Raw genomic sequence first — 25,122 nt, 5'->3', positions numbered from 1 at the left:
CAGCCGCCCGATGTTTACCGCGAAGCGCGGCGGGTCATGAAGGCCAGGCGCTCGAGCAGCTGCACATCCTGCTCGTTCTTCACCAGGGCGCCGGCCAGCGGCGGGATGGCCTTGGTCGGGTCGCGCTCGCGCAGCACGGCTTCGCCAATATTGTCGGCCATCAGCAGCTTGAGCCAGTCGACCAGCTCGCTGGTGGACGGCTTCTTCTTCAGGCCCGGCACCTTGCGCACGTCGAAGAACACGTCCAGCGCTTCGGCCACCAGCTCGCCGCTGATGTTGGGGTAGTGCACGTCGACGATCTTCTTCAGGGTGTCGCGATCGGGGAAGGCGATGTAGTGGAAGAAGCAGCGGCGCAGGAAGGCGTCCGGCAGTTCCTTCTCGTTGTTCGAGGTGATGATGATGATCGGGCGCTGCTTGGCCTTGATGGTCTCGTTGGTCTCGTAGACGTAGAACTCCATCTTGTCGAGTTCCTGCAACAGGTCGTTGGGGAACTCGATGTCGGCCTTGTCGATCTCGTCGATCAGCAGGATCACGCGCTCGTCGGACTCGAACGCCTCCCACAGCTTGCCCTTCTTGATGTAGTTGCGAACGTCGTGGACCTTGTCCGAGTCGAGCTGCGAATCGCGCAGGCGGCTGACCGCATCGTACTCGTACAGGCCCTGGTGGGCCTTGGTGGTGGACTTGATGTGCCAGGTGATCAACTTGGCGCCGAAGGCGTCGGCCAGCTGCTCGGCCAGCATGGTCTTGCCGGTGCCCGGTTCACCCTTTACCAGCAGCGGGCGCTGCAGGGTGATGGCGGCATTGACCGCGAGCTTGAGGTCGTCGGTGGCGACGTAGGACTGGGTGCCTTCGAACTTCATCGGAAAATCCTCGGAACGGTAACGCGCGGGGCCGGCCCGCAGCAGAAATTCAGAGCGCGACTATAGCGCGCAGCTCAGGTAGCTGTGAACGCAGACGCGGTATTCAGTCACTGAATGGGCGGTCACCGCCACCTTCGACTACGACTCAACCGCCGTCCTGCTGCGGTGGCCGGCGTTCGTAGCGGGGTGTGAAGGCTTCGACGAAACCATTACGGAGGATGGCGATGAAGGCCTGGAAGGCGCTGGTCTGCTGGTTGTGCACGCTGCCACTGAGTTCGACGCGGGTGGCGAACTGGCCGCGGCGCTGGTTCTTCAGCAGCGTCTCGGTGCCGCCGACGATGGCTTCCCAGATGGAGCGCAGGACGCCTTTATCTTCGTTTTCGACGTCCTGCTCCCAGTCGAACACCTCGACATCATGCAGCAGGGGTTTGATATAGCCATTGAGCTGGGCGTTTTCCGCTTGCGCTTCGATCACCAGATCGCCGTTGCCTCGTTTGAAGTCGAAGCTGCCGTAGGCGCGGGCAAAATCGTTGAAGCGGGTCAGGTCGATGTCCCGCGCGCGCAGGCGCAGCTCGAAATCCTCGAACTGCTCGAACGGGTCGAAGGCTGCCTCGGCTTCCAGCGGTGCGTGTTCCAGTAAAAGGGCGCGACCTTCGAAGTGCGCGACCCGGTCCCCAGGTTCGTCGCCGACATTGGTGAGGTTGTAGAGGCTGGCGTTGACCTCGTTCGCGCTGAGTTCCACCTTGGGATCGGTGGTGAAGTTGTGGAAGCTGATGCGGCCGTCGATCACCCGCAGTTCGTTGAGGGTGATGGGCAGCAGCTTGTTCAACTGGTCGCGCCAGTCGGTGCCGGCACCGGTCTGGGTGGCCTGTTCATTTTCACCGCCATCGACGAAGTTCAACTGCGGCCGTTTGAAGAACACCTCGCCGACCACCGCGTGCTCGCGCCATAGCGCTGTCCAACTGACCGAGAGATCGATCAGCGGGGCGTCGAGCAGCGGTACCGGCACATCGCCGCTGACCTTGACGATGGTCAGTTCGTTGATGCGGTAGGCGCCGTGCCACCAGGCCAGGTCGATATCGCCGATATGCCCGCGGTAGTCGCCCATGTCGGCGAGCTTGTCGTTGAGGTAGTCGCGGATCAGCCACGGCAGGGCCAGCTGCGCGGTCAGTACCAGCAGAACCAGAATGAGCAGGGCCTTGAGAGGCCAGCTGTAGCGTCGTTTCATGGCAGCGTCTGTCGGAGCGGGTGTATTTGATGGACTGCGCGCGCGCCGATCTGTTCGGCTGGACTGCTGCCGCGCCTGGGCATAGGCTGATGTCCTTGTTCGTCATCCACCTGCTAAGGAAAGGACCATGAGCCGCATTTTTGCAGACAACTCCCAGGCCATCGGCAATACGCCGCTGGTGATGATCAATCGCCTGGGGCCGAAGGGTGTGACCATCCTGGCCAAGATCGAGGGCCGCAACCCGGCGTATTCGGTCAAGTGCCGTATCGGCGCCAGCATGATCTGGGATGCCGAAGAGCGCGGCGTGCTCAAGCCGGGTATGACCATTGTCGAGCCGACCTCCGGCAATACCGGCATCGGCCTGGCTTTCGTCGCTGCCGCACGTGGCTACAAACTGGTGCTGACCATGCCCGCCTCGATGAGCCTGGAACGGCGCAAGGTGCTCAAGGCTCTGGGCGCCGAGCTGGTGCTGACCGAGCCGGCCAAAGGCATGAAGGGCGCGATCGAGAAGGCCAACGAGCTGGTGGCCGCCAACCCTGACTACTACCTGCCGCAGCAGTTCGAGAATCCGGCCAACCCGGCCATCCACGAAAAGACCACGGGACCGGAAATCTGGCGCGACACCGACGGCGCCATCGACGTGCTGGTTGCCGGCGTCGGCACCGGGGGCACCATCACCGGTGTTTCGCGTTACATCAAGCAGACCCAGGGCAAGCCGATTCTGTCGGTGGCGGTGGAGCCGGTAGGCTCGCCGGTGATCAGCCAGACCCTGGCCGGCGACGAGGTCAAACCGGCCCCGCACAAGATTCAGGGCATCGGCGCCGGCTTCGTACCGAAGAACCTCGATCTGTCGCTGGTCGATCAGGTGGAGCAGGTAACCGACGAGGACGCCAAGGCCATGGCCCTGCGCCTGATGCGCGAGGAAGGCATTCTCTGCGGGATTTCCTGTGGCGCGGCGATGGCGGCGGCAGTGCGCCTGGCCGAGAAGCCGGATATGCAGGGCAAGACCATCGTGGTGATCCTGCCGGACTCCGGCGAGCGTTACCTGTCGAGCATGCTGTTCAGCGATCTGTTCACCGAGCAGGAGCTGCAGCAGTAAGTCTGCCTGCTTCGAAAAAGCCGCCTTCGGGCGGCTTTTTTAGGTGCGTCTGGCGCGGTTTCGCGCGGCTTTCATGCGTGCAGCCGGCCTACTGGGCTTTGGCTACGCCGGGTCGGACCACCAGCCAGAGTGCCACGGCGATCAGCACGCAGCCGGGAAGATAGTCCCAGCTCAGTGGCTCACCCAGCAGCAGGGCTCCCCACAGTACACCGAACGGCGGGATAAGAAAGGTCGTGGTGCTGGCCTTGATCGGCCCGATATCGGCCAGCAGGCGGAAATACAGCACATAGGCGAACGCCGTGCAGAGCAGCCCCAGGCCGGCCAGCGACAGCCACACATCGAGGCCACCCCAACTGGGTGGTGGTTGCAGCGCCAGGCTGCCGACGAACAGCGGCAGCAGAAACAGGCTGGCGCCGGCGAGGCTGGCGAAGGCGGTCAGACGGTTGTCCAGACCACCCTGCTGGCCGATCCAGCGGCGGGTGAGAAAACCTGCGAAGCCGTAGCAGGTGGTGGCCACCAGGCAGGCGCCGGCGCCCAGCAGCAGTTGCAGGTCGAAGGCCACCGGGCCGGTGCGGGTCAGCACCGCCACGCCGAGCAGGCCGAGAAATACGCCCGCGGCCTTGCTTGGGGTGATGCCCTCATGGAAGAACAGCGCTCCGATCAGCACGCCCATCAGCGGCGTGGTGGCGTTGAAGATCGCCGAGTACCCGGCCGGCAGGATCAACGCTGCCAGGCAGTACATCGCCGAAGGCAGCCCGGCATTGATCACGCCCAGACCCAGGCATATGCGCAGCTTGCCGCGAAAGTCCCAATTGCTGCGCAACAGCACAAGCACGGCGAACAGCCCCAGCGCGCCGAAGCTGGCGCGGAAAAATGCGGTCGGCATGCTGCCGAGAACCGGCGCGGCAACACGCATGAAGAGAAAGCTGGCGCCCCAGATGGCAGCGAGCAGCAGCAGGCGAAGGAGATCGGCGGTACGCACGGCGAAGCATCCGGCAGGGTGTGGGGGCGAGAGTGTTGCCGCTGGGCGTGCTTCTGGCAATCTGCATTGCACTTTGAATATATGCGAAGGCTTTCGCCGCGACAGGGGCAGGCCGTGCATATTCTGCGCCTTTGCAGCTAAGCTCCGCTCACGTCAATGCGTAACGGGATGAATGTATGGGGCAACAATGGCCGGCCGACGAGATCGCTCGCCAGATCCTCGACGGCTTCGACGATTATCGCGAGCACTTTCGCCAGATCACCGACGGCGCCCGCCCACGTTTTGAACAGGCGCAATGGCAGGAGGCGCAGCAGGCATCGGCGGCGCGGATCAATCTGTACGAAGAGAAGGTAGCGCAGACCCGTGAGCGTCTGCTCGCCGGTTTCGATCAGTCCTTGCTGGACGCGGGCCAGTGGCCGTTGGTCAAGAGCGCCTATATCGCCCTGATCGACCTGCGCTTCGACGACGAGCTGGCGGAAACCTGGTTCAACTCGATCTTCTGCAGCCTGTTCAGCCATGACCAGATCAGTGACGGCTGCATGTTCATCCACACCACCCGGCCATCGCTGCGCAACCAGCCCAGCGCTGCGCAGACGCGCAGTTATCGCCCGGACGGCGAGCTGCACGCGGCGCTGCTGGCGATCTTCGAGGATTACCGTTTCGACGTGCCCTACGAGGATCTGCCGCGCGACCTGCAGCGCCTGGAAGAGCAACTGCGCGCCAGCCTGCCAGACTGGGTATGCAAGGACCCGGAGCTGTGCATCGAGCTGTTTTCCTCGGTGCTGTATCGCAACAAGGGCGCCTACCTGATCGGGCGCATCTACACCCGCGAGGAGCAGTGGCCGCTGGCGTTACCGCTGCTGCACTGCGAAGGGCTGGGTATCCAGGCCGATGCGGCGATCACCGACGAGGCGGAGGTGTCGATCATCTTCTCCTTCACCCGCAGCTATTTCATGGTGGATGTGGCCATTCCGGCTGAATTCGTCGGCTTCCTCAAGCGCATTCTGCCGGGCAAGCATGTCGCCGAGCTGTATACCTCGATCGGTTTCTACAAGCACGGCAAGTCGGAGTTCTACCGGGCGCTGATCGGCCATCTGGCCAGCACCGATGACCGCTTCATCATGGCGCCCGGCGTGCGCGGCATGGTGATGAGCGTGTTCACCCTGCCGGGCTTCAACACGGTGTTCAAGATCATCAAGGACCGCTTCGCCCACGCCAAGACGGTGGACCGCAACACGGTGATCGAGAAGTACCGCCTGGTCAAAAGCGTCGACCGCGTGGGGCGCATGGCCGATACCCAGGAGTTCGCCGATTTCCGTTTCCCCAAGGCCAAGTTCGAGCCCGAGTGCCTGGCCGAGCTGCTGGAAGTGGCGCCTTCGACCGTGGTGGTGGAGGGCGATACCGTGCTGGTGCGCCACTGCTGGACCGAGCGGCGCATGACGCCACTGAACCTCTATCTGGAAAGTGCCAACGAGGCGCAGGTACGCGAAGCCCTGGACGATTACGGCCTGGCCATCAAGCAACTGGCAGCCGCGAATATCTTCCCAGGCGACATGCTGCTGAAGAACTTCGGCGTTACCCGTCATGGCCGCGTGGTGTTCTACGACTACGACGAGATCTGCTTTCTTACCGAGGTGAATTTCCGGCGCATTCCGCCGCCGCGCTTCCCCGAGGACGAGATGAGTTCCGAGCCCTGGTATTCGGTGGGGCCGATGGATGTGTTCCCCGAGGAGTTTCCGCCGTTCCTGTTCGCCGACATCAGGCAGCGCCGGCTGTTCAGCCAGTTGCATGGCAATCTGTATGACGCCGATTACTGGAAACAATTGCAGGAGGCGATCCGTGCTGGCAAGGTGATCGACGTGTTCCCCTATCGGCGCAAGAGCCCGGTGATTTGACCTGACCAGGTTGAAATCCACCTGGGCAGGCCTAATCTTATAAGGGAGCCCGTTACGCTGGCTCTTCCGTTTACTTGGCAGGAGGTCGTATCCATGCTCGCCAAGCTGCAAGAACAACTGCAAGCCGTACTGCAGGCCCTCGGTCTCACTCCGCAACCTCAGCCGATTCGTATCAGCGAGGCCGAGCAGCAGCGCCTGCGTCGCGAAGCGCGTCAGCGTCGCTGAAGCCTGTCAGACGAGCCGATGGACGTCGAACCAGGCGTCTATCAGCTCACGCATCCGCTGCCCCGAGAAACTCGCGAAATGCCCGCCATGCACCGTGCGTACGGGTAGTTCGCGCAAACGCGCGAGGCTTTGCGCGTAATCTTCCAGATTCGAATGGTAGGCGTCCTCGATCAGCGGCCCATCGTAGAGGATGTCGCCTGAAAACAGCGTCTGCGTCTTCTCTTCCCACAGGCTGATGCCGCCCGGTGAATGGCCGGGGGTGTGCAGCACCTGCAAAACCCGATTGCCCAGATCAAGTACATCGCCATCCTCGATCAGGCGCGTGGCCGGTGCTGCTCGTACCCGATACTCGGCATAGCACAGCGGGCAGTCCGGGTGCGCCTCGAACATGTCGTCGCCGACGAAATCCGTAGCCAGGGTATTGGCGCCGTCCGGTGCCGCGAGAATCTCGGCCTCGGCCGGATGCACCAGACGCTCGGGGAATTCGTGATGCCCGGCGATATGGTCGAAGTGGCAGTGACTGGCCACCGCCAGCAGCGGTTTTTCGGTCATCCAGGGCAATTGCTCGCGCAGACTGACCAGCCCGGAACCGGAGTCGATCAGCACGTCATGCCCGCGTCCCTGCACATGCCACATGTTGCAGCGGTAGAAAGGGCGTATGTAGGGCTCGTGGATCAGGCTGATACCGTCGTGGCGGTGCTGCACCTCGAACCAGCGGTCACGGCTGACGATCTTCATCACTGGAACTTGCCTCGTTGGCGGGTTGCACCCGCCCTACAGGTTGGTATGACCAGCAGGGCGGGGCAACGCGGTTGTGATCACGCTACGCCAGCTGCGCCCGTGGCACCAGCACCCAGCGACGCAGCACCGCATAGCTGGTGGCAGTAAGCAGGAACACCGGCAGCGATGCGCCCCAGGCCAGCGGCGAGACCCAGCCCCAGTAGTAGGCCAGCACCGCACCCAGCGCGTAGGCGACGAAGGCGGCCGGGTTGAAACCATTGAGGTAGCGATAGCGGCCACCGTCCTCGCTGAGCAGCTCGTCTACGGCGTACTGGCCCTTGTGGATCAGGAAGTAGTCGGCGATCAGCACGGCGAAGGCCGGAATGAACACGCTGCCGATCACCAGCAGGAAATTCTGGAAGTTGTCGAGGATGCCGGGAATCTGCGAGCCCAGGATCGAGAGCACGCCGATACACAGCGCAGGCTTCCAGAACGGGGTTTTCGGACTGATGTTGAGGTAAGACAGCGAGGCGCTGTAGACGCACATGACGTTAGTGGTCATCACCGAGAGGAACACCACGATGGCCGCCGGCAGACCGAAGCCGAAACCTGCCAGAAGCACTGCCGGATCGTAGGTCTGCTCCATGCCGGTGAGCACCGAGAAGCCCGACACCGTGGCGCCCAGGCCCATGGCCAGCAGGGTGGCGGCGACATAACCGACCCAGGTGCCAACAGCCGCCACGCCCTGGTTGCGGCAGTTGCGATTGTAGTCGGCTGCCAGCGGAATCCAGGAAAACGCGGTGGCGATGACGATATCGAAGGCGATACCGGGGGTGATCTCGTTACGTGGCTCGGTGGGCATGGCCAGGAGGCTGGCGAACTCGAACTTCTGTCCCATCACGTAGAACACCGCGCCGGCCAGCAGAAGCATGCCGATCGCGGCCCAGCGCTCGACCTGCTCGATGCCCAGGTGGCCGCGCAGGGCGATCAGCAGCACCAGGGTCTCGCAGAGGATGGTGAACAGCGGCAGATTGGAGTAGCCGGTCAGGTGCTCCACCGCGTAGTTCAGGCTCATGCCGGCCAGCAGTGCCTGAATCCAGCTCCAGGCCAGCAGGGTCATCAGGTTGACCAGCGATGGCAGCTTGGCGCCGCGCGAGCCATAGCTGCCGCGTGCCAGCACCATGGTGGTCAGACCGCTGCGCTGACCCATCAGGCCGACCAGCACCAGCGGCAGAATGCCGATGCCGGAGCCGATCAGGACGATGAGCATGGCCTGAGTGAATTTCAGATCCGGCACCAGCAGCATGCCGGTGAGGATGGTGGTGACCACCACGTTGGCGCCCAGCCACAGGGCGGTGGTGCCGCCGAGGCCGAGACTGCGATGGTTCTTGTCGGTCGGGGCCAGACCGTCCTGGCCGAAGTACTGGCTGAGATTCTTGAGCATGAAGCGACTCCCGGATGCTTGATTGTTGGTATTGGTGAGCGGCAGTCAGTGGTACAGCTTTTATCTTGTGGTTATGGCCGTGGCCCGGGTGCAATCCGGGCCCGGCATTGGCCGGCTTTCAGCCGGACCATGGTTCAGGGGTGAAAGGGCGCGGCCTCCTGCACTTCGATGATCAGAGGGCGGTCTTCGGGCGCGCTGCGCAGCAGTTCGGCCAGATGCGCATGGTCGCGTGCACGCTCGGCGGCGCAGCCAAAACCACGGGCGATGGCCAGCAGGTCCGGGGTGTAGATGTCGACGCCGATGGGCTCGATATCGCGGCGCTGCATGTAGCGCTTGATTTCGCCATAACCTGCGTTGTTCCACAGCAGCACGATTATACCGACCCGCGCTTCCACCGCGCTGGCCAGCTCGGCGATGGTGAACTGGATGCCGCCGTCGCCCATCAGGCTGATGACCGGTCGCGTCGGCTCGGCCAGCCTGGCGCCGATGGCTGCCGGCAGACCGTAGCCGAGCGTGCCATAGCCGGTGGAGGCATTGAACCAGCGCCGCGCGCCGTCCAGTTCCACCAGGTGGTTACCGCTGTATACGGTCTGCGTCGAATCGCCGACGAAGCGCGCCTGTGGCAGCGCCTCCAGCAGCGTGTCGAACAACGCGCGGTAGTGCGCCCAGCCGGCGAGATCCTTGGCCAGCTGCGCGCGTACTTTGGCCGCGCGCTGCGCGCCGGGGCTGGCGGGATCGCTCGCGCGGGGCGGCAGCAGCTCCAGCAGCGCGCGCATGCTGGTGCGGGCGTCGGCCTGGATGGCGATGTTCGGCGCGAAGTTGCGCATCAGCTGTTGCGGGTCGATGTCGACGCGGATCAACTCGCCGCCGATGCGGAAGTCACCATCGAACACCACGTCGTAGTCGGTCTCGCCCAGCTCGGTGCCGATGGCCAGCACCACGTCGGCCTCCAGCGCCAGCTCACGCACCGGGCGCAGCGACTGGTTGCTGCCGATCAGCAGCGGGTGGTCCGGCTGCAGCAGGCCCTTGGCATTGATGGTCAGCGCGGTCGGTGCGTCCAGCGCGGTAGCCAGGGCGCGGGCCTCGGCCTGGGCGGACACGCAGCCGCCACCGAGTAGCAGCAGCGGCTTCTGCGCCTTGGCCAGCTTGGCGGCGGCCTCGTGCAGCGGCGAGCGCGCCGGCGCCGGCCGGGCCAGCTGCACGCGCGGCTGCACCTGCATGTGCCCGGCCGGGGCGGTGATGATGTCCAGCGGCAGCTCGATATGCACCGGTCGCGGCCGCTCGCCTTCGAACACGGCGAAGGCGCGGGCGAGCACCGCCGGCAGCTCCTCCACACTCATCAGGGTGTGGCTGAAGGCGGACACGCCGGCGACCATCGCGCGCTGGTTGGGCAGCTCGTGCAGATGGCCGTTGCCCTGGCCCAGGCGGGCGCGCTCGTTGACGCTGGAGATCACCAGCATGGGAATGGAATCGGCGTAGGCCTGGCCCATGGCGGTGAGGATGTTGGTCATACCCGGGCCGGTGATAATGAAGCACACCCCCGGTTTACCGCTCACCCGTGCATAGCCGTCGGCCATGAAGCCGGCGCCCTGCTCGTGGCGCGGGGTGATATGTCGGATGCCGCTGCCGGGCAGGCCGCGGTACAGCTCCACGGTGTGCACGCCGGGGATGCCGAATACGGTGTCGACGCCCCAGGCTTGCAGTTGCTTGACGAGGAATTCACCGCAGGTGGTCATGGTCGCTTCCTTCGGGTGGCCAGGGCAGGCGCGACTGCGTTTTTGCCGCGCCTGCACAGTGTTCTTGGAGTGTTTCGTCGGCCCTGGAGGCCGCTGCGTGGAGCAGCCCCCCAGGGCCAGGGACAATCAGCGCTTAACCACGCCCGGCATGACGCAGAGCATTTCGTACAGCAGGTTGGCGCCCAGCAGCGAGGTGTTGCCGGTGGTGTCGTAGGGCGGGGAGACCTCCACCAGGTCGCCGCCGACCAGGTCCAGGCCTTCGCAGCCACGGATGATCTCCATGCCCTGGATGGTGGTCAGGCCGCCGATTTCCGGGGTGCCGGTGCCCGGGGCCCAGGCCGGGTCGATGCCGTCGATGTCGAAGGACAGGTACACCGGGCCGCCGCCGACCTTCTCGCGCACTTCGGCCATCAGCGGCTCCAGCGACTTGTGCCAGCACTCTTCGGCCTGGACCACGCGGAAGCCCTGGTTGCGGCTCCAGTTGAAGTCCTCGGCGGTGTAGCCCTGGGCGCGCAGACCGATCTGCACCACGCGGTCCGGGTCCAGCAGGCCTTCTTCGAGGGCGCGGCGGAAGGTGGTGCCGTGGGCGATCTTCTCGCCGAACATGTGGTCGTTGACGTCGGCATGGGCGTCGATGTGGACCAGGCCGATCTTGCCGTACTTCTTGCTCAGGGCGCGCAGGATCGGCAGGGTGATGGTGTGGTCGCCGCCCAGGGTCAGCGGCTTGATGCCCAGCTCGGTGATCTCGTCGTAGGCCTCTTCGATGATGCGCACGGCGTCGAGCAGGTTGAAGGTGTTGATCGCCACGTCACCGATGTCGGCGACGTTCAGCGAGTCGAACGGCGCAGCGCCGGTGGCCATGTTGTAGGGACGGATCATCACCGATTGGGCGCGGATCTCGCGCGGGCCGAAGCGGGTGCCGGAACGCAGCGAGGTGCCGATGTCGAGGGGGACGCCGACGAAGGCCACGTCGAGTTCGCGCTTCTCTTCAACCGACTGGATGTGCGGCAGGCGCATCATGGTGGCGATGCCACCGAAGCGTGGCATCTCGTTGCCGCCCAGCGGCTGGTGAAGTTGCTTTTCCATGGGGTGCCTCAGTTGTTTCGGGTTACGGCCGGATTCTTCTCCAGCCAGGGGATGTGGCAAATCGGTGTGGGCAAATATTCAGTTCAGGCAAGCCTGAAGTAATGCCGGCGGGTGTCAGTCCTTGTAGTCCGGGGCGATGCGCTCCAGACGGCGCAGCCAGGCCTGCCACAGCAGCTGGCGCTGCCATTCGGCGCCCTGCAGCTGCTCGCAGGCGTGCTGGCTCAGGTGCGGGGCGATCTCGCTGTAGCGCAGGTTGGTCGAGGTGGCGGCCAGCTGTATCTCGCAGGCGCGGTTGAGGTAGTACATGACGTAGAAGGCATCGGCGACGGTCGCGCCGACGCTGAGCAGGCCGTGGTGTCGCAGCATCAGGGCGATGTTGTTGCCCAGCGAGGCCTGGATGCGCTGGCGTTCGTCCAGGTCCAGGGCCACGCCTTCGTAATCGTGGTAACCCAGGCGGTTGTAGAATTCGGTGCTGATCTGATTGAGCTGCAGCAAGCCATTGTCTGACGCGGCAACCGCCATGCCCGGCAGCGTGTGGGTGTGGATCACGCAGTGGGCGTCGTCACGGGCCATGTGCACGGCGCTGTGGATGGTGAAGCCGGCGACGTTGTAGTCGGCGTTGCCCTCGACCACCTTGCCGTGCATGTCGACCACGATCAGGTCGCTGGCGCGGATTTCCTCGAAGAACAGGCCGAACGGATTGATCAGAAAGCGTGGTTCGCCGTCGCCGGGCAGGCGCACGGAGAAGTGGGTGTAGAGGGTGTCGTCCCAGCCGAACAGGGCGGCCAGACGGTAGGCGGCGGCCAGATCACGGCGCAGTTGCAGTTCTTCGCTTATAGCGGTGCTGCTCATGAGAGATTCCTTGGCTGACAAAGCGGCAAGGCGCAGGCCCTGCCGGAGCTACTTAGTGGGCCAGGCCGATGAAGCGGCGTACGCGCTCGTGATCGCCGTCGCGGATTTCCTGCGGTGAGGCGTCTAACTGCACATGGCCGCCTTCCATGAACACCACGCGATCTGAGATCGACATGGCGAAGTCCATCTCGTGGGTCACGATCAGCATGGTCATGCCTTCGGCGGCCAGGTCGCGGATCACCGCCAGCACGTCGCCGACCAGCTCGGGGTCGAGCGCCGAGGTGGGCTCGTCGAACAGCATGATGTCGGGCTTCATGGCCAGGGCGCGGGCGATGGCCACGCGTTGCTGCTGACCTCCGGAGAGCTGGTGCGGGTACTTGTCGGCATGGGCCAGCAGACCGACCTTGTCGAGCAGGGCCAGGGCCTGCTGGCGCAGGGTCTGACGATCTGCCAGGCCGTGGTACAGGGGGGCCAGCATGACGTTGTCGGCGATGGTGCGGTGCGGGAACAGGTTGAAGTTCTGGAACACCATGCCGATGCGGCGCACGCCATCGCGCACGCGGCGGTCGTCGGAACGGCCGGCGGCCTTGATGAAGTCCTCGCCGAACAGCACGATCTCTCCATCATCAATGCTTTCAAGTCCGTTGACGGTGCGGATCAGCGAGGTCTTGCCGGAGCCGGACGGGCCGATGATCGAGATCACTTCACCGCTGGCCACGCTCAGGTCGATGCCCTTGAGTACATGGTGGCTGCCGTAGCGCTTGTGAATGTTGCTCAGGCGCAGGGCTGCTGGTGAGCCGGCGCGGTTATTGCTGACGGCGCCGCCGCCAACAGCGGGCAGGTTCTGGCGGACTTGGCTGACGTGCGTGTCGCTCAGTGTTTCCGGTTTGCGACGGGTCAGGTCCAGGTAGCGTTCCAGGTACTGAAGGCCCCAGCCGAACAGGCTGACGATCATCACGTAGTAGATGGCCACTGCGCCCAGGGTTTCCAGAACCAGAAAGTTTTGCGCGTACAGGCGCTGGCCGACCATCAACAACTCGGTCAGGGCGATGACCGATACCAGCGAGGTGAGCTTGACGATGGTGACGTATTCGTTGGTCAGGGTCGGCAAAGCGATGCGGAAAGCCTGCGGAATGACGATCAGACGTTGCGCTCCCAGTGTGCTGATGCCCAGGGCGCGGGCCGCTTCGCGTTGCCCCTTGGCGACCGAAATCAGGCCGCCGCGGTGGATTTCGGCCATGTAGGCCGCTTCGGTCAGTACCAGGGCCAGCAGACCGGCATAGAAGGGGTTGGAGAGAATCGGGCCACTGCTGGGCATCAGCTGCGGCAGGTTGTAGACAAAGATCAGCAGTACCAGCAGCGGCACGCTGCGGAAGAACCAGATGTAGACCGAGGCCGGGGCGCTGTACCAGCGACTTTGTGCCTGTTTTGCACTGGCCAGGCCAAAGCCCAGGATCAGGCCGATAATCCAGGCCAGGGCGCTGAGCTTGACCACGGTCCAGCTCGCAGACCAGAACGCCGGCAGGGAAAACAGGGAGAAAAAGTAGCTCCATTCAAATTGCATGCGCGTCACCTCGTAGCTGACTGCGGTGACCTTCCCTGGTCACCGTGACACCTGAGAATCAGGCTTCTTCCAGGTTGTATTGCTTGAGCAACTCGGCGTAGTCGCCGCTGGCCTTGAACTCGTTCAGGGCTTTTTTCAGCGCGTCGAGCAGTTGCTTGTTGCCTTTCTTCACGTAGATACCCAGTACTTGCGGGTAAACCGAAGAGGTGGAGCTGATGGCCAGGCGGCCGCGGGATTTTTCGACGATCAGCTTGGACGCCGCGTCGATTTCCAGATGTGCCTTGATGTGGCCCGACAGCAGCGCCTGAGAGGCTTCGGAGGTGGTCGGGTACTCGTTGACCTTGATCGGCGCCTTGCCGTTAGGCACGCAGTACTCAGCCGACAGGTCGTTGAGTTTCTTGATCCACGAGGTGCCTTGCTGCATGCCAACCGGCAGGCCGCACAGCTCTTCAGCGGTTGCAGGGCGTACATCGGAATCGCTCTTGACCATGATCGCAGCGCCGGTGGCGGCGTACGGGATGGCATCGGCCTGCTCCAAACGCTCCGGCAGGATGTACATGCCGGAGATGATGGTGTCGAAGCGGCCCGCGTTCAGACCCAGAATCAGGTTGGGGAAGCGGGTGTCGTGCACGCTCATCTTCAGGCCCAAACGCTTGGCCAGCTCGGTCGAAACGTCCGGATCGAAACCAACGACTTTGTCGCCTTCGTAGTACTCAAACGGTGGGTAGGACACTTCCATGCCCACGCGCAGCTCGCCGGCGACCAGGGTTTTGACGTCATCGGCCTGGGCCGCTTGCATCAAGCCTGCGACCACACAGGCCGCCAGGCTGCTTACTTTCAGAAAAGTCTTCAGTGCCATCTTCGTTCTCACTTTGCGGTTGGCGGCTTACAGAGCCGAGGGTTGGTTTTTCAGGTAGCCAAAGCTGAAGGTCTTGGTGCCGCGCTCGGGCAGTTGCAGCTCGCCTTTCTCGACCTTGGCCTGGAGGTACTGGTAGGTCTGCAGCGCCTGGCTCCACATGTGGTCGCCGATGCTGATGGCCTCGTACTCCTGGCCTTCTTTCTCGAACTGCGGCAGTGGACGGATCTGGGTGTGGTAGTCGCAGGCATAGAAGTAGGGGAACGAGTAACGTTCCTCGGCCACTTTGCGCACGCGGTGGGAAGTGGCCACGAAGGTGCCGCCACTCATGATTTCCAGCATGTCGCCGATGTTGACCACGAAGGCGCCTTCGACAGGTGGTGCATCGATCCACTCGCCCAGATCGTTCATCACTTCCAGGCCCGGCTTGTCGGCCAGCAGGATGGTGAAGCACTCGTAGTCGGTATGGGCGCCGATACCGGGGGCGTCATGGGCGTCGCCGTCGTAGGGGTAATGGATCAGGCGCAGCTTCGACGGCGGGAACTTGGCCATGTCGTCGAAGGTGTTTTCCGGCACGCCCAGCGCCAGGGCAAAACCGCGGAACAGCACCTGGCCGAGTTGATAAACGCGGGCGTAGTACGCCTGTACCGCTTCTTTGAAACCCGCAACTTCCGGCCAGTGGTTCGGGCCGAGCAGTGGGGTCTTGGCGATAAACAGCGGGTTGTCGCGCGGCACCTCGAAGCCGATATCGAAAGCCTCCTTACGGTCCGGCTTGCCTTTGGAATAGCGCTCTTCGCCTTCCGGGACATAGCCTTTGTGGCTTTCCGAAGCACCGATGTAGTGCTTCATCTTGGTCTCGAAGTCCTGGGCGAAGTAGTCCTCGGCCGCCTTGTGCAGGCCGTCGATCAGCTCCTGCTCGATGCCGTGACCGCTGATATAGAGGAAGCCCACTTCGCGGGCGGCTTTGCCCAGATTCTCGGCCACAGCGCGGCGATCAGCTTCTTCAGCGCTGAACAGACCGGAAATGTCGACCACCGGGATTTCGGTGAAGTTCTTGGTGTTATTACTCATCACGAATCTCTCAACGACTGGTGAAACGGTGGAAATGCTGGCGCTCGCAGCGGCCCATCCACTGGTTCAGCTGCCACAGGTCGGCAATAGGCACATCGGTGAAGGGCAGGTGGTGCAGGTAGCCATCAGGGCCGAACTCGGGGGTCATGGTGGTTACCTGCATGCCGCGACGCTCCTGGCTCGCCCAGATCGCTTCCCAGTGCTGCTGGTGGAAGGCCAGGGCGTCGGCGTATTCCGGCGCACCCGGGTGCGGGACCTGCGGGCCCTGGTCGTAGCCGACCCGTGACTGGATGTGGTCGACGCGCTCGATGAAGGGCGTGAGGTCGTCGGTGGGGTCGTTGAGCAGGCGCTCACAGGTCACCACCCAATGGCTGATGTCACTGGTGAAGCGCAACTGAGGTACCTGGCGGATAACGTCCAGAGTGACCCACGGGCTATACAGGGAACGGCCGCGGTGAATCTCGAAGCTGCCTTGCAGGCCGCTCTCGGCAACGATTTCAGCGGCAGCGCCAAAGAAATCCACTTGCTCGCTGAGCGACCAACGATCATTGCCGGGCAGGATATTGACCTTGCGCGGTTCCAGTTCAGCGGCCCATTGCAGCTTCAGGCGCAAGTCCTGCAGATGCATGTCCGGAGTGTCGCTCTGTACCGGCAGTACCGGGGTCGAGGTGAACAGCGTGGCGATGTAGGGGACGTTGAGTTCGCGTAGCAGTCGAGCATTGGCACTGCGTTGCGAAGCTGTTTCGGGGATGCGGGCTTCCAGGCCATCGAAGCCAGCGGCGAGCAGTTCGTCAATTGCCTGCTGCCAGGGGGCACGGTAGCCCCAAAGAGTGCGGAATAATTCCAGTCGCATTACCAACTCCCGAAGGAAGCGAGGGTCTGCGGCAGATTTTCAAGGGGCCCGTGTATGGCCCGATGGCATCCGAATCAAGTCGGCGCCTAGTTATGGCTGCATGTTTGCTTGACGAGTGGCTGGAATAAATATTCATGAACAAATAATTAGTTCAGATTTTCATAAACTATGGATGTGGGCTTTGAGATTCTGACAGGCAGCCTGGCACGTTAAACTGAAGACCCCGTCATGAGTTGGGCGCTGTGATGTCCTTTGCTTTACCCGATCTGAAACTTCTGAGGATCTTTGCCGCAGTGGTACGCCACCAGGGCTTCGCTGCGGCGCAGCAGGAGCTCAATCTCTCCACCTCGGCTGTCAGCACGTACATGAGTCAGTTGGAGAGCCAGTTGGGTATTGTGCTGTGTCATCGAGGGCGCGGCGGTTTCAGCCTGACCAGCAAGGGGGAGCTGTTCTATCAGGAAACCCTGCGCCTGCTTGGTGAGCTGGAGGGCTTCGAGCGTTATGCCGCCGCGCTCAAGGGGGAGCTGCGCGGTACGCTCAAACTCGGTGTGCTGGACTCCATCGTCAGTGATCCAGCGCTCCCGCTGGCCGAGGTGATTGGCGCCTACAGTCAGGAGCACTCGGGCGTGCACATGCACCTGTCGGTCATGAGTCCCTACGAGCTGCAACTGGCCGTGCTCGACAACCGTCTGGATCTCTCCATTGGTGCGTTCTTCACGCGCATGAACGGTCTGGTCTATCAACCGCTGTATCGTGAGCAACACTGGCTCTATTGCAGCGAACGCCACCCACTGTTCGAACAGCTGCGTATTCCCGAGGAATTAATCGCTCAGCAGCGCATGGTCGGGCGCGGTTACTGGAGCCAGGCCGAGTTGGCGAGGCATGGGTTCAAACACAGTGCTGCTACGGTCGAGTCGATGGAGGCCCAACTGATCCTGGTGCTGTCCGGCGCCTACATCGGCTACCTGCCGGAGCACTATGCTCAACCCTGGGTGGAGCAGAAGCGTCTCAAGGTGCTGCTGCCCACCACTTTCGGCTACCAGGCGCCGTTCTCTCTGATCCTGCGTCGTGGACGTGCTCGTGAGCCGCTGATTCAAACTTTTCGCGATTTGCTCAAGGCACAGCTCAATCAGACCTGAAACAGGGTCGCCTTTCTGTTGAAAGGGCTGACAGCCCAAGGCCCGGGCGTGTGCTAGTACTTAATACGCCTGCCTCCATTCCGATACCAACAGGGACGACTCGATGCGCCAGAACTTGCCCGTGACTCAGCGAGAAAGAACCTTTCCGGCAGAAGACCGCCTGATTTCCACCACTGACCTCAACAGCAAGATCACCTACTGCAACGATGCATTCGTCGAGATCAGCGGTTTCACGCGCGAGGAACTGGTCGGCCAGCCGCACAACCTCGTGCGGCATCCGGACATGCCGTCGGCGGTGTTCGCTCATATGTGGGAGACGATCAAACAGGGAAAGCCGTGGATGGGCATCGTCAAGAATCGCTCGAAGAATGGCGACTTCTACTGGGTCAGCGCCTACGTCACGCCGATCTACGAGAATGGCCGGATCGCGGGATACGAGTCGGTGCGCTCATTGCCCTCGGAGGCTCAGAAACGTCGTGCCGAAGCGCTGTATGCGCGTCTGCGTGCCGGCAAGCCGCCAGTGCCGAAGTATGAGTACTGGACTTACGATCTGGTGCGTTCCTGGCCGTTGATTGCTGCGTCTTTGCTGATCGTCTCGGCGCATTGGCTGATCTCCGGCTGGCCACTGACGGTGTTCACCCTGCTGACGCTTTTCGCCCTCGGCTCCTATCAGCTTTACCGCACTCGCCAGCTCATCCGTCGCACCCTGGCCGATCACCCGAAAGCCTTCACCAGTGGCCTGGTGGCGTTGACCTACAGCGACAATCGCGGCGCCCAGGCGTTGCTCGACATGGCGATGATCAGCGAAGAGGCGCGCCTGCAGACGGCGCTGACGCGGCTGGAAGATGCCGGCGAGAACGTCAAGAAACGCGCTACTCAGGCTGCCGAGTTTTCGCGCTCCGGGGCACAGATGCTCGACCAGCAGCGTATGGAAACCGACCAGTCGGCGACGGCCATCAACCAGATGGCGGCAACCATTCAGGAGGTTTCGCACAACGTGCAGAACACCTCGCATGCTGCCGAGGAGGCCGATCGCCTGGCGCGCGAAGGGCGTGATCTCGCCGTCGGCAGCCTCGACTCCATGCGGGAGATGGCCACCGCCGTGAGTGATATCGGCCAGGCGGTCAATGAGCTGGCCAACTCCACCCAGTCGATCGGCAGCGTTGCCGATGTGATCACTTCGATTGCCGAACAGACCAACCTGCTGGCGCTCAACGCAGCCATCGAGGCGGCGCGCGCCGGTGAGCAGGGCCGAGGCTTCGCGGTGGTGGCCGACGAGGTGCGCTCGCTGGCGTCGCGCACCCGTCAGTCCACCGAGCAGATCCATCAGATCATTTCCGAGCTGCGTGCCGGGGCCGAGCGTGCGGTATTGACGGCCGGCAAGGGCGAGGACATTTCCCGTGGCAGCGTGCAAAGCGTGGAGTCGGTACGCGATGCGCTGGAGGGCATCAGCTCTGCAGTGACGCGTATCACCAGTATGAGTCAGCAGATGGCTGCGGCTTCCGAAGAGCAGAGCCACGTGGCCGAGGACATCAGCCGGCAGATCACTCGTATCGCTCAGCTTTCCGATCACAGTGCCGGGCAGGCGCATCAGGGCGCGGCCATCAGCCGCGAGCTGGAGGAAATGGCCGATTACCTGCACAGTCTGGCGGAGCGCTTCAACCGCTGACTCTGAAGCCGGATGCAGTCTGGGGGTTCCCGGATTGCAGCCGGGCTACGCGAGTTCGAGCCGTTCTGGCACACTGCGCGGCATGCCTCGTCCGACCTGCTCCCGCTGCCAGCGCCCGCTTGGCCACTGCCTCTGCCCGCTGATTCCCAACCTTGATAGTCATACTCGTGTGCTCATCCTGCAGCACCCGAGCGAAGTCGGCCATGCCCTCAATACCGCTCGCCTGGCTGCGCTTGGCTTGCGCAACGCGGAGCTGCGCGTCGGTGAGGTATTCGATGATTTACCGCAACTGCTCGCGCAGTCTGATTATCGCGCCTGCCTGCTGTTTCCCGGCGATGAGGCTGTGGCCCTGACAGGCTACGCGCCCATGGAGAAACCGCTGCTATTGGTCGTGCCCGACGGCACCTGGCGCAAGGCGCGCAAGCTACTGCATCTCAACCCGCTCCTGGCGGCGTTGCCGCGCGTGAGCCTGGGAGCCGTGGCCCCGTCGCGCTACCGTCTGCGCAAGGCGCCGGAAGAGGGGGCGCTGTCGACCATCGAGGCGATCGTTGCCGCGCTGGATGTGCTGGAGGCTCCGCAGGTGTTCGAGGCGCTGCTGCGGCCCTTCGACGCGTTGATCGAAGGGCAGATCGCGGCGATGGGAGAAGAGGTCTTTATCCGCAATCACCAGCGCTAAGGAGGTACACACCACGTACCCTACGGTATCGCTTCGGCCACGTAGCCCGGATGCAATCCGGGGAGGTTCTGCGTCTCGACCATCAATCCCGGATTTCATCCGGGCTACGCAGCGTGCACGGCAGGTGTTCAACGTTCGCGCATTGCTTCCGAGCGGGCCTTGAGCACGGGCTTGAGCAGATAGTCCAGCACGCTTTTCTCGCCGGTAATGATGTCCACCGTGGCGACCATGCCGGGGATGATCAGCAACGGATGCTCCTCGCTTCCCAGGTGGCTTTTCTCGGTGCGCACCTGGATCAGGTAGAAACTGTTGCCTTCCTCGTCGGTGATGGTGTCGGCGCTGATCAGCTCCAGATTGGCCTTGAGCCCGCCGTAGATGGTGTAGTCGTACGCGGTGAACTTGACCATGGCTTTCTGCCCCGGATGGAGGAAGGCCACGTCCTGAGGACGTACCTTGGCTTCGATCAGCAGGCTGTCGTCCAGCGGCACGATCTCCAGCATGTCGCTGCCCGGCTGCACCACGCCGCCGATGGTATTGACCTTGAGCTGCTTGATCACCCCACGCACGGGGGAGGTCACGGTGGTACGGCTCACCTTGTCCTCGATGGCGACACTGGTGGCGGTGATCTTCTGCAGTTCGGTACGTACCTCGTTGAGTTCCTTGAAGGCATCGGAGCGAAAGCTCAGCTCGGACTCCTCCATCTTGCTCCTGATTTCGCTCATCGCCGCTTCGGCACGGGGAATGGCCAGGTTGGTCGCCTCCAGCGAGCCGCGCACCTCCACCAGGCTGCGGCGCAGGCGTAGCACTTCGACCTGGGAGATCGCGCCCGAGGCCACCAGAGGCTGCGACATGTTCAGCTCCTGCTGCAGCAGGCCCAGGCTGGAGCGGTACTGCTGGGCCTTGGAGCGGAACTCGGCGAGTTCCTGCTCTTTCTGCCGCAGTTGCTCGCCGAGGGTGCGCTGCTCGCTCTGCAGGCGCTGTTGCCGTGAGCGGTACAGCGCCAGTTCATCCTCGGCCAGTTGCGGGGCGCCCTGGGTGATCTCTGCCGGCAAACTGGGCTCGCGTCCTTCCGCTTCTGCGGCGAGTCTTTCCAGGCGGGCCACCAGCGCCAGTCGATCCGCTTCGGTTTCCCCACGATTGGAGAGGAAACGGGTGTCATCCAGCCTCAGCAGGGTGTCGCCCTTGTCCACCACCTGGCCTTCTCTGACGAAGATTTCGCTGACGATGCCGCCTTCGAGGTTCTGGATGACCTGTACCTTGCTCGATGGAATGGCCTTGCCTTCGCCTGTGGTGACTTCCTCCAGCACGGCGAAATGGGCCCAGGCCAGCGCGGTGAGCAGGCAGGCGCTGACGGCCCATACCGTGATGCGGCTCGCCCAGGGCGAATCCTCCAGAATGGCGCCTTCCACTTCCGGCATGAACTCGGTGTCCTGGCGTTTCTCGCGCAGGCTACCGAAATAGCCGCCGAGGCTCTGAATGGCTTGCATGACGGAGCTCCTACAGGCTGGCCGGGCCGACACGACCCTTGCGCAAGGCTTCGATGACGGCGTCCTTGGGCCCGTCCGCCACGACGTGGCCGTTGTCCAGCACGGCCAGGCGATCGACCAGACTGAGCATGGACGCGCGGTGGGTGATGAGGATCAGCGTCTTGCCCTGTACCCAGCTGTGCAGACGCTGGCGCAGCAGGTCTTCGCTGGTGTTGTCCATGGCGCTGGTGGGCTCGTCGAGTACCAGGATCGGCGGGTCGAGCAACAGCGCGCGGGCCAGCAGCACGGCCTGGCGCTGGCCCCCGGACAGCAGCTGACCACGCTCGCCCACCGGGCGGTCGAAGCCTTGCGGATGTTGTCGCGCCAGGTCGACTACCCCGGTCAGTTCGGCCACTTCGAGCATGCGCGCATCGCTGATGTAGCGTGCCCCCAGGGTCAGGTTGTCGCGCAGGCTGCCGGCCAGCAGCGGCAGGTCGTGGGCGACGTAGCCGATCTGGTGACGCAGGTCGGCCACATCGAGCTGACGCAGGTCGAGATTGTCCAGCAGGATCTGGCCTTCATCGGCGCTGTAGAAGGCCATCAGCAGGCGCGCCAGGGTGCTCTTGCCCGAACCGCTGCGCCCGATGATGCCGAGACGTTCGCCGGCCCCCAGGCGCAGGCTGACGTTGCTCAGTGCCGGCGCGCTCTGACCGGGATAGGTGAAGCTGATCTGGCGGACCTCCAATGCTCCCCTGAGTTGCGTGCGGTCCAGCGGGCGCTGCTTGTCCTGGCGTTCCTGGGGCAGGGCCATCAGGGCGTCGGTGCTGGTCATGGTCAGACGCGCCTGCTGGTAGCGGGTGATCAACCCGGCGATCTGACCGAGCGGTGCGAGAATCCGGCTGCCGAGCATGTAACACGCAACCAGTGCGCCGACGCTGAGGTTGCCGGCGATGATCAGATAGACCCCCGAAACGATGGTGGCCATGCCGGCGAACTGCTGCAGGAACAGGGTGCCGTTGGTGGCCAGCGAGGCGAGGAACTTGGCATGGCTATCCAGGCGGGTGAGGGCGCCATGGGTCTGTTCCCACTGATGCTGACGTTCGCTTTCGGCACCACAAACCTTGAGCATTTCCAGTCCGCCAAGCGTTTCGATCAGCAGAGCCTGGCGTTGTGCGCCCAGTTGCAGGCTCTTCTGCACCGTGTCGCGAAGGCGCACCTGGATGATCCAGGCGAAAAGGATGGTGATGGGGAAGGCCAGTAGCGGGATGGCCACCAGCGGCCCACCGATCAGGCCGATCACCAGCAGCATCAACAGGGAGAAGGGCAGGTCGATCAGGCTGGTCAGGGTCACGGCGGTGAGGAAGTCCCGCAGCCCCTGGAAGTCGTGGATGCTCTGCGCGAAGCCGCCGATGGTCGCCGGCCTTGCCTTCATCGACATGCCGGTGATGCGCTCGAACAGGGTCGCCGAAAGCACCACATCGGTCTTCTTGCCAGCGGTATCCAGAAGGTGTGCGCGCAGTACCTTGAGCAGCAGCTCGAAACCGGTGCCGATGAACAGGCCGATGGCCAGAACCCAGAGTGTCGAGATGGCCTGATTGGGTACCACGCGGTCGTAGGTCTGCATCACGAACAGCGGCACCATCAGCCCCAGCAGGTTGATCAGCAGACTGGCCAGCACCGCATCGGTGTACAGCCAGCGCGACAGCTTGAGGGTGTCGCGGAACCAGGCTTCGATACGCGGCACCAGCGGTGTCCGGGCTTCTTCCAGCTCGTGTCGTGGGCGCGCGAAGAAGGCCTGGCCGCTGTATACGGCGGACAGCTGCTCGCGGCTGACCCACTGCTCGCCGCCGTCGGTTTCGCAGGGCAGGATCTGCGCCTGCTGTTTGGCTCCCCACTGGCGCAGCACGGCGCTGCGGCCATCCTTGAGCAGCAGCAGTACCGGCAGGTTGAGCGGTGAAATGCTGGCGAGATCGCGTTGCAGCAGGCGACCCTGCAGCCCGGCCCGTGCCGCAGCGCGGGGCAGCAGATCGGGGCTCAGACGCTGCGCCGGCAATGGCAGGCCGGCACTCAGGCTGCCACGACTGGCACTGCAGCCGTGCAGCCGGCAAAGGATCAATAAACCATCCAACAGCGGATCGTCGTGACTGAGCCGTGGATCACATGCCGGCCCTGGTCGTTCCATGGTGGTCAATTTCTACTACTCCTCGGAGCCTGTTCAGCCCTCTGTTGCGCTTCGGGCCTGCCGGGATTCATGCAGGCCCTTCGAGCCGGGGCTCACTTCATGTCCGGCAAGCGTGCTTCGCTTTTCACTTCCGTGAGCGCTACGGCTTCTGCCGGGACCACGACCTGTTGCTGACGCAGCAGGTCCCCCATGGCGGCTACGACGCGGTACATCGAGAACTCTTCGCTGTAGCGAACCTCGGTATAGCGGCGGTTGGCGGTGAACAGTTCGTTTTCGCTGTCGAGCAGGTCGAGCAGGGTGCGCTGTCCCAGACTGAACTGCTGCTGATAGGCCTCGCGAACGCGAGCGGTGTAGTCCGCGTAATCACGTGCCTTGGGGGTTTGCAGACGGGCGTTCTCCATGGCGTTCCAGGCCAGCGAGAGGTTTTCGTTGAGCACGCGCAGGGCGTTGTTGCGGATGTCCATCGACTCGTTGATCTGGTGCGCGGCGGACTGCAGGCGGGCCTTGTCGCGCATGCCGTTGAACAGGTTGTAGTTCATCACCACGGCGGCTCGCCAGGTGTTGTAGTGACCTTCGTCGCCCTGCACGTTGTCGTTGGCCGAGGTGGCCAGCTCCAGGTCGAAGCGCGGGTAGAAGGGCGACTTGGCAACCTCGTACTGTTTCTCGGCAGCGTTGACATCGGCTTGCGCCGATTTCAGGAACGGGTTGTTTTCCATCACCGTTTGCCGGGCGGCCATCAGGTCAGCGGGCAGGCTGCCCTTGATCGAAGGGGGCGGCTCCAGCTCGTCCGGCAGGCGCCCGACGGCGCTGAAGAAGTTGGCTTCGGCATCGGCCAGGTTGACTTCTTCGGTGTAGAGGTTGTTCTGCGCCAGGGCCAGACGCGCTTCGGACTGGTCCAGGTCCGCTGTGCTGCCTACACCCTGGCGACTGCGCAGACCGATCTGGTCGTTGATGCGCTGGTGGGCCTGCAGGTTGTTGCGGGCCAGGGTGACCATCTCGCGACGCATCAGCAGATCCAGGTAGACCTCGACGGTGCGCAGCGCCAGGCTCTCGGAGGTCCCGAGCAGGCGGTAGGCGCGGGAGTTGACCACGGCCTTGGTGCGCGCCACTTCGTTGGGCGTGTTGAAACCGTCGAACAGCATCTGACGCAGACGCAGCTCGGCGTCACGGTAGTTCAGGGTTTCCTTGTTGTGATCGCCCAGTCCCCGGGTGCTGGGGCTGTCGGTGCGTTCGCGACCATAGCCGACCAGCAGGTCGACGGTGGGCAGGTAACCGCCCTTGGCGAATTTCACATCCTCATCCGATGAGAGTCGGCTATTGGCGGCAGCGTGGATCTCCGGATGGTTATCCAGCGTGCTCTGAATCGCTTCCGAGAGATTCATGGCTTGCGCCTGACTGTAAACAGTCGCCAAAAGCATGGCGCTCCAAAGCGGTGTCAAGGTGCGCATTGGCGTTTCTCCTTACTAGAGTTCTTATCCTGTCGCCATAAAAATGGCGTTTCTGCCTGCTAAACCGTTTC

General features: G+C 63.3%; 20 protein-coding genes and 2 pseudogenes. 7 read left to right on the top strand and 15 right to left on the bottom strand.

What is annotated here, in order from left to right; genetic code table 11:
* Window positions 1-14: 14 nt before the first annotated feature.
* A complete protein-coding gene (locus OEG79_RS13090; protein WP_017362874.1) occupies window positions 15-860 on the bottom strand; it encodes an AAA family ATPase in 846 nt (281 codons plus the stop codon).
* A gap of 145 nt (window positions 861-1,005) precedes the next feature.
* Window positions 1,006-2,088 carry a DUF748 domain-containing protein gene (locus OEG79_RS13085; protein ID WP_264145436.1) on the bottom strand — a complete coding sequence of 361 codons (1,083 nt, stop codon included), beginning with the start codon at window positions 2,086-2,088 and terminating at the stop codon, window positions 1,006-1,008.
* Window positions 2,089-2,215: 127 nt separating this feature from the next.
* Between OEG79_RS13085 and cysK the strand changes: the two genes are divergently transcribed.
* Window positions 2,216-3,187, top strand: a complete 972-nt coding sequence (gene cysK / locus OEG79_RS13080) for a cysteine synthase A (RefSeq protein ID WP_264145435.1) — start codon at window positions 2,216-2,218, stop codon at window positions 3,185-3,187.
* An 88-nt stretch (window positions 3,188-3,275) separates the two neighbouring features.
* Here the strand turns inward: cysK and OEG79_RS13075 are convergent, their stop codons facing one another.
* Window positions 3,276-4,169: a DMT family transporter gene (locus tag OEG79_RS13075; protein ID WP_264145434.1), complete on the bottom strand. Its 894-nt coding sequence runs from the start codon at window positions 4,167-4,169 to the stop codon at window positions 3,276-3,278.
* Between the two features lie 176 nt (window positions 4,170-4,345).
* Between OEG79_RS13075 and aceK the strand changes: the two genes are divergently transcribed.
* Together aceK and OEG79_RS13065 are read left to right on the top strand one after the other, a co-directional pair.
* On the top strand, window positions 4,346-6,064 hold the full coding sequence (gene aceK, locus OEG79_RS13070) for a bifunctional isocitrate dehydrogenase kinase/phosphatase (RefSeq protein ID WP_264145433.1): 1,719 nt from the start codon (window positions 4,346-4,348) through the stop codon (window positions 6,062-6,064).
* Between the two features lie 93 nt (window positions 6,065-6,157).
* Window positions 6,158-6,289: a PA1414 family protein gene (locus tag OEG79_RS13065; protein WP_264145432.1), complete on the top strand. Its 132-nt coding sequence runs from the start codon at window positions 6,158-6,160 to the stop codon at window positions 6,287-6,289.
* Between the two features lie 6 nt (window positions 6,290-6,295).
* Here OEG79_RS13065 and OEG79_RS13060 read toward each other — a convergent pair whose 3' ends face one another.
* The 9 genes from OEG79_RS13060 to OEG79_RS13020 form a co-directional block, all read right to left on the bottom strand.
* Window positions 6,296-7,027 carry an MBL fold metallo-hydrolase gene (locus OEG79_RS13060; protein ID WP_264145431.1) on the bottom strand — a complete coding sequence of 244 codons (732 nt, stop codon included), beginning with the start codon at window positions 7,025-7,027 and terminating at the stop codon, window positions 6,296-6,298.
* Window positions 7,028-7,112: 85 nt separating this feature from the next.
* On the bottom strand, window positions 7,113-8,453 hold the full coding sequence (locus OEG79_RS13055) for a purine-cytosine permease family protein (protein WP_264145430.1): 1,341 nt from the start codon (window positions 8,451-8,453) through the stop codon (window positions 7,113-7,115).
* A 134-nt stretch (window positions 8,454-8,587) separates the two neighbouring features.
* On the bottom strand, window positions 8,588-10,189 hold the full coding sequence (locus tag OEG79_RS13050; RefSeq protein WP_264145429.1) for a 5-guanidino-2-oxopentanoate decarboxylase: 1,602 nt from the start codon (window positions 10,187-10,189) through the stop codon (window positions 8,588-8,590).
* Window positions 10,190-10,315: 126 nt separating this feature from the next.
* A complete protein-coding gene (gene speB / locus OEG79_RS13045; RefSeq protein ID WP_264145428.1) occupies window positions 10,316-11,275 on the bottom strand; it encodes an agmatinase in 960 nt (319 codons plus the stop codon).
* Between the two features lie 114 nt (window positions 11,276-11,389).
* Complete coding sequence (locus OEG79_RS13040) at window positions 11,390-12,127, bottom strand: class II aldolase/adducin family protein (protein ID WP_264145427.1); 738 nt, start codon at window positions 12,125-12,127, stop codon at window positions 11,390-11,392.
* Between the two features lie 52 nt (window positions 12,128-12,179).
* On the bottom strand, window positions 12,180-13,691 hold the full coding sequence (locus OEG79_RS13035; RefSeq protein ID WP_264145426.1) for an amino acid ABC transporter permease/ATP-binding protein: 1,512 nt from the start codon (window positions 13,689-13,691) through the stop codon (window positions 12,180-12,182).
* A gap of 58 nt (window positions 13,692-13,749) precedes the next feature.
* The gene (locus OEG79_RS13030) at window positions 13,750-14,550 is read right to left on the bottom strand and encodes an ABC transporter substrate-binding protein (protein ID WP_264145425.1); all 801 of its coding nucleotides are present in this window, start codon (window positions 14,548-14,550) and stop codon (window positions 13,750-13,752) included.
* Between the two features lie 27 nt (window positions 14,551-14,577).
* A complete protein-coding gene (locus OEG79_RS13025) occupies window positions 14,578-15,618 on the bottom strand; it encodes an isopenicillin N synthase family dioxygenase (RefSeq protein ID WP_264145424.1) in 1,041 nt (346 codons plus the stop codon).
* 10 nt (window positions 15,619-15,628) lie between these two features.
* Window positions 15,629-16,471, bottom strand: coding sequence for a sugar phosphate isomerase/epimerase family protein (locus OEG79_RS13020; protein WP_264145423.1), 843 nt, complete (start codon window positions 16,469-16,471; stop codon window positions 15,629-15,631).
* 245 nt (window positions 16,472-16,716) lie between these two features.
* Between OEG79_RS13020 and OEG79_RS13015 the strand changes: the two genes are divergently transcribed.
* The 4 genes and pseudogenes from OEG79_RS13015 to OEG79_RS13005 all read left to right on the top strand — a co-directional run bounded on the left by OEG79_RS13015 (window position 16,717) and on the right by OEG79_RS13005 (window position 19,955).
* Window positions 16,717-17,610: a LysR family transcriptional regulator gene (locus tag OEG79_RS13015; RefSeq protein ID WP_264145422.1), complete on the top strand. Its 894-nt coding sequence runs from the start codon at window positions 16,717-16,719 to the stop codon at window positions 17,608-17,610.
* Window positions 17,611-17,713: 103 nt separating this feature from the next.
* A pseudogene (locus OEG79_RS21315) lies at window positions 17,714-17,995 on the top strand (PAS domain-containing protein); the annotation flags it as partial.
* Window positions 17,996-18,295: 300 nt separating this feature from the next.
* A pseudogene (locus OEG79_RS21310) lies at window positions 18,296-19,279 on the top strand (methyl-accepting chemotaxis protein); the annotation flags it as partial.
* Between the two features lie 82 nt (window positions 19,280-19,361).
* Entirely contained in the window at window positions 19,362-19,955 is a 594-nt protein-coding gene (locus OEG79_RS13005; RefSeq protein ID WP_264145420.1) for a tRNA-uridine aminocarboxypropyltransferase, read from the top strand.
* 128 nt (window positions 19,956-20,083) lie between these two features.
* Here the strand turns inward: OEG79_RS13005 and OEG79_RS13000 are convergent, their stop codons facing one another.
* The 3 genes from OEG79_RS13000 to OEG79_RS12990 all read right to left on the bottom strand — a co-directional run bounded on the left by OEG79_RS13000 (window position 20,084) and on the right by OEG79_RS12990 (window position 25,051).
* Window positions 20,084-21,442: an HlyD family type I secretion periplasmic adaptor subunit gene (locus tag OEG79_RS13000; protein WP_264145419.1), complete on the bottom strand. Its 1,359-nt coding sequence runs from the start codon at window positions 21,440-21,442 to the stop codon at window positions 20,084-20,086.
* 10 nt (window positions 21,443-21,452) lie between these two features.
* Window positions 21,453-23,603 (bottom strand): type I secretion system permease/ATPase, encoded by a 2,151-nt coding sequence (locus OEG79_RS12995; RefSeq protein ID WP_264145418.1) that lies wholly within the window; start codon window positions 23,601-23,603, stop codon window positions 21,453-21,455.
* A 92-nt stretch (window positions 23,604-23,695) separates the two neighbouring features.
* On the bottom strand, window positions 23,696-25,051 hold the full coding sequence (locus tag OEG79_RS12990) for a TolC family outer membrane protein (RefSeq protein WP_264145417.1): 1,356 nt from the start codon (window positions 25,049-25,051) through the stop codon (window positions 23,696-23,698).
* Window positions 25,052-25,122: the final 71 nt, after the last annotated feature.

Source organism: Pseudomonas sp. Z8(2022) (genome assembly GCF_025837155.1).
Taxonomy (GTDB): Bacteria; Pseudomonadota; Gammaproteobacteria; order Pseudomonadales; family Pseudomonadaceae; genus Aquipseudomonas.
Note: the sequence above shows the minus strand (reverse complement) of the source record. Positions and strands in the feature narration are given on the sequence as shown.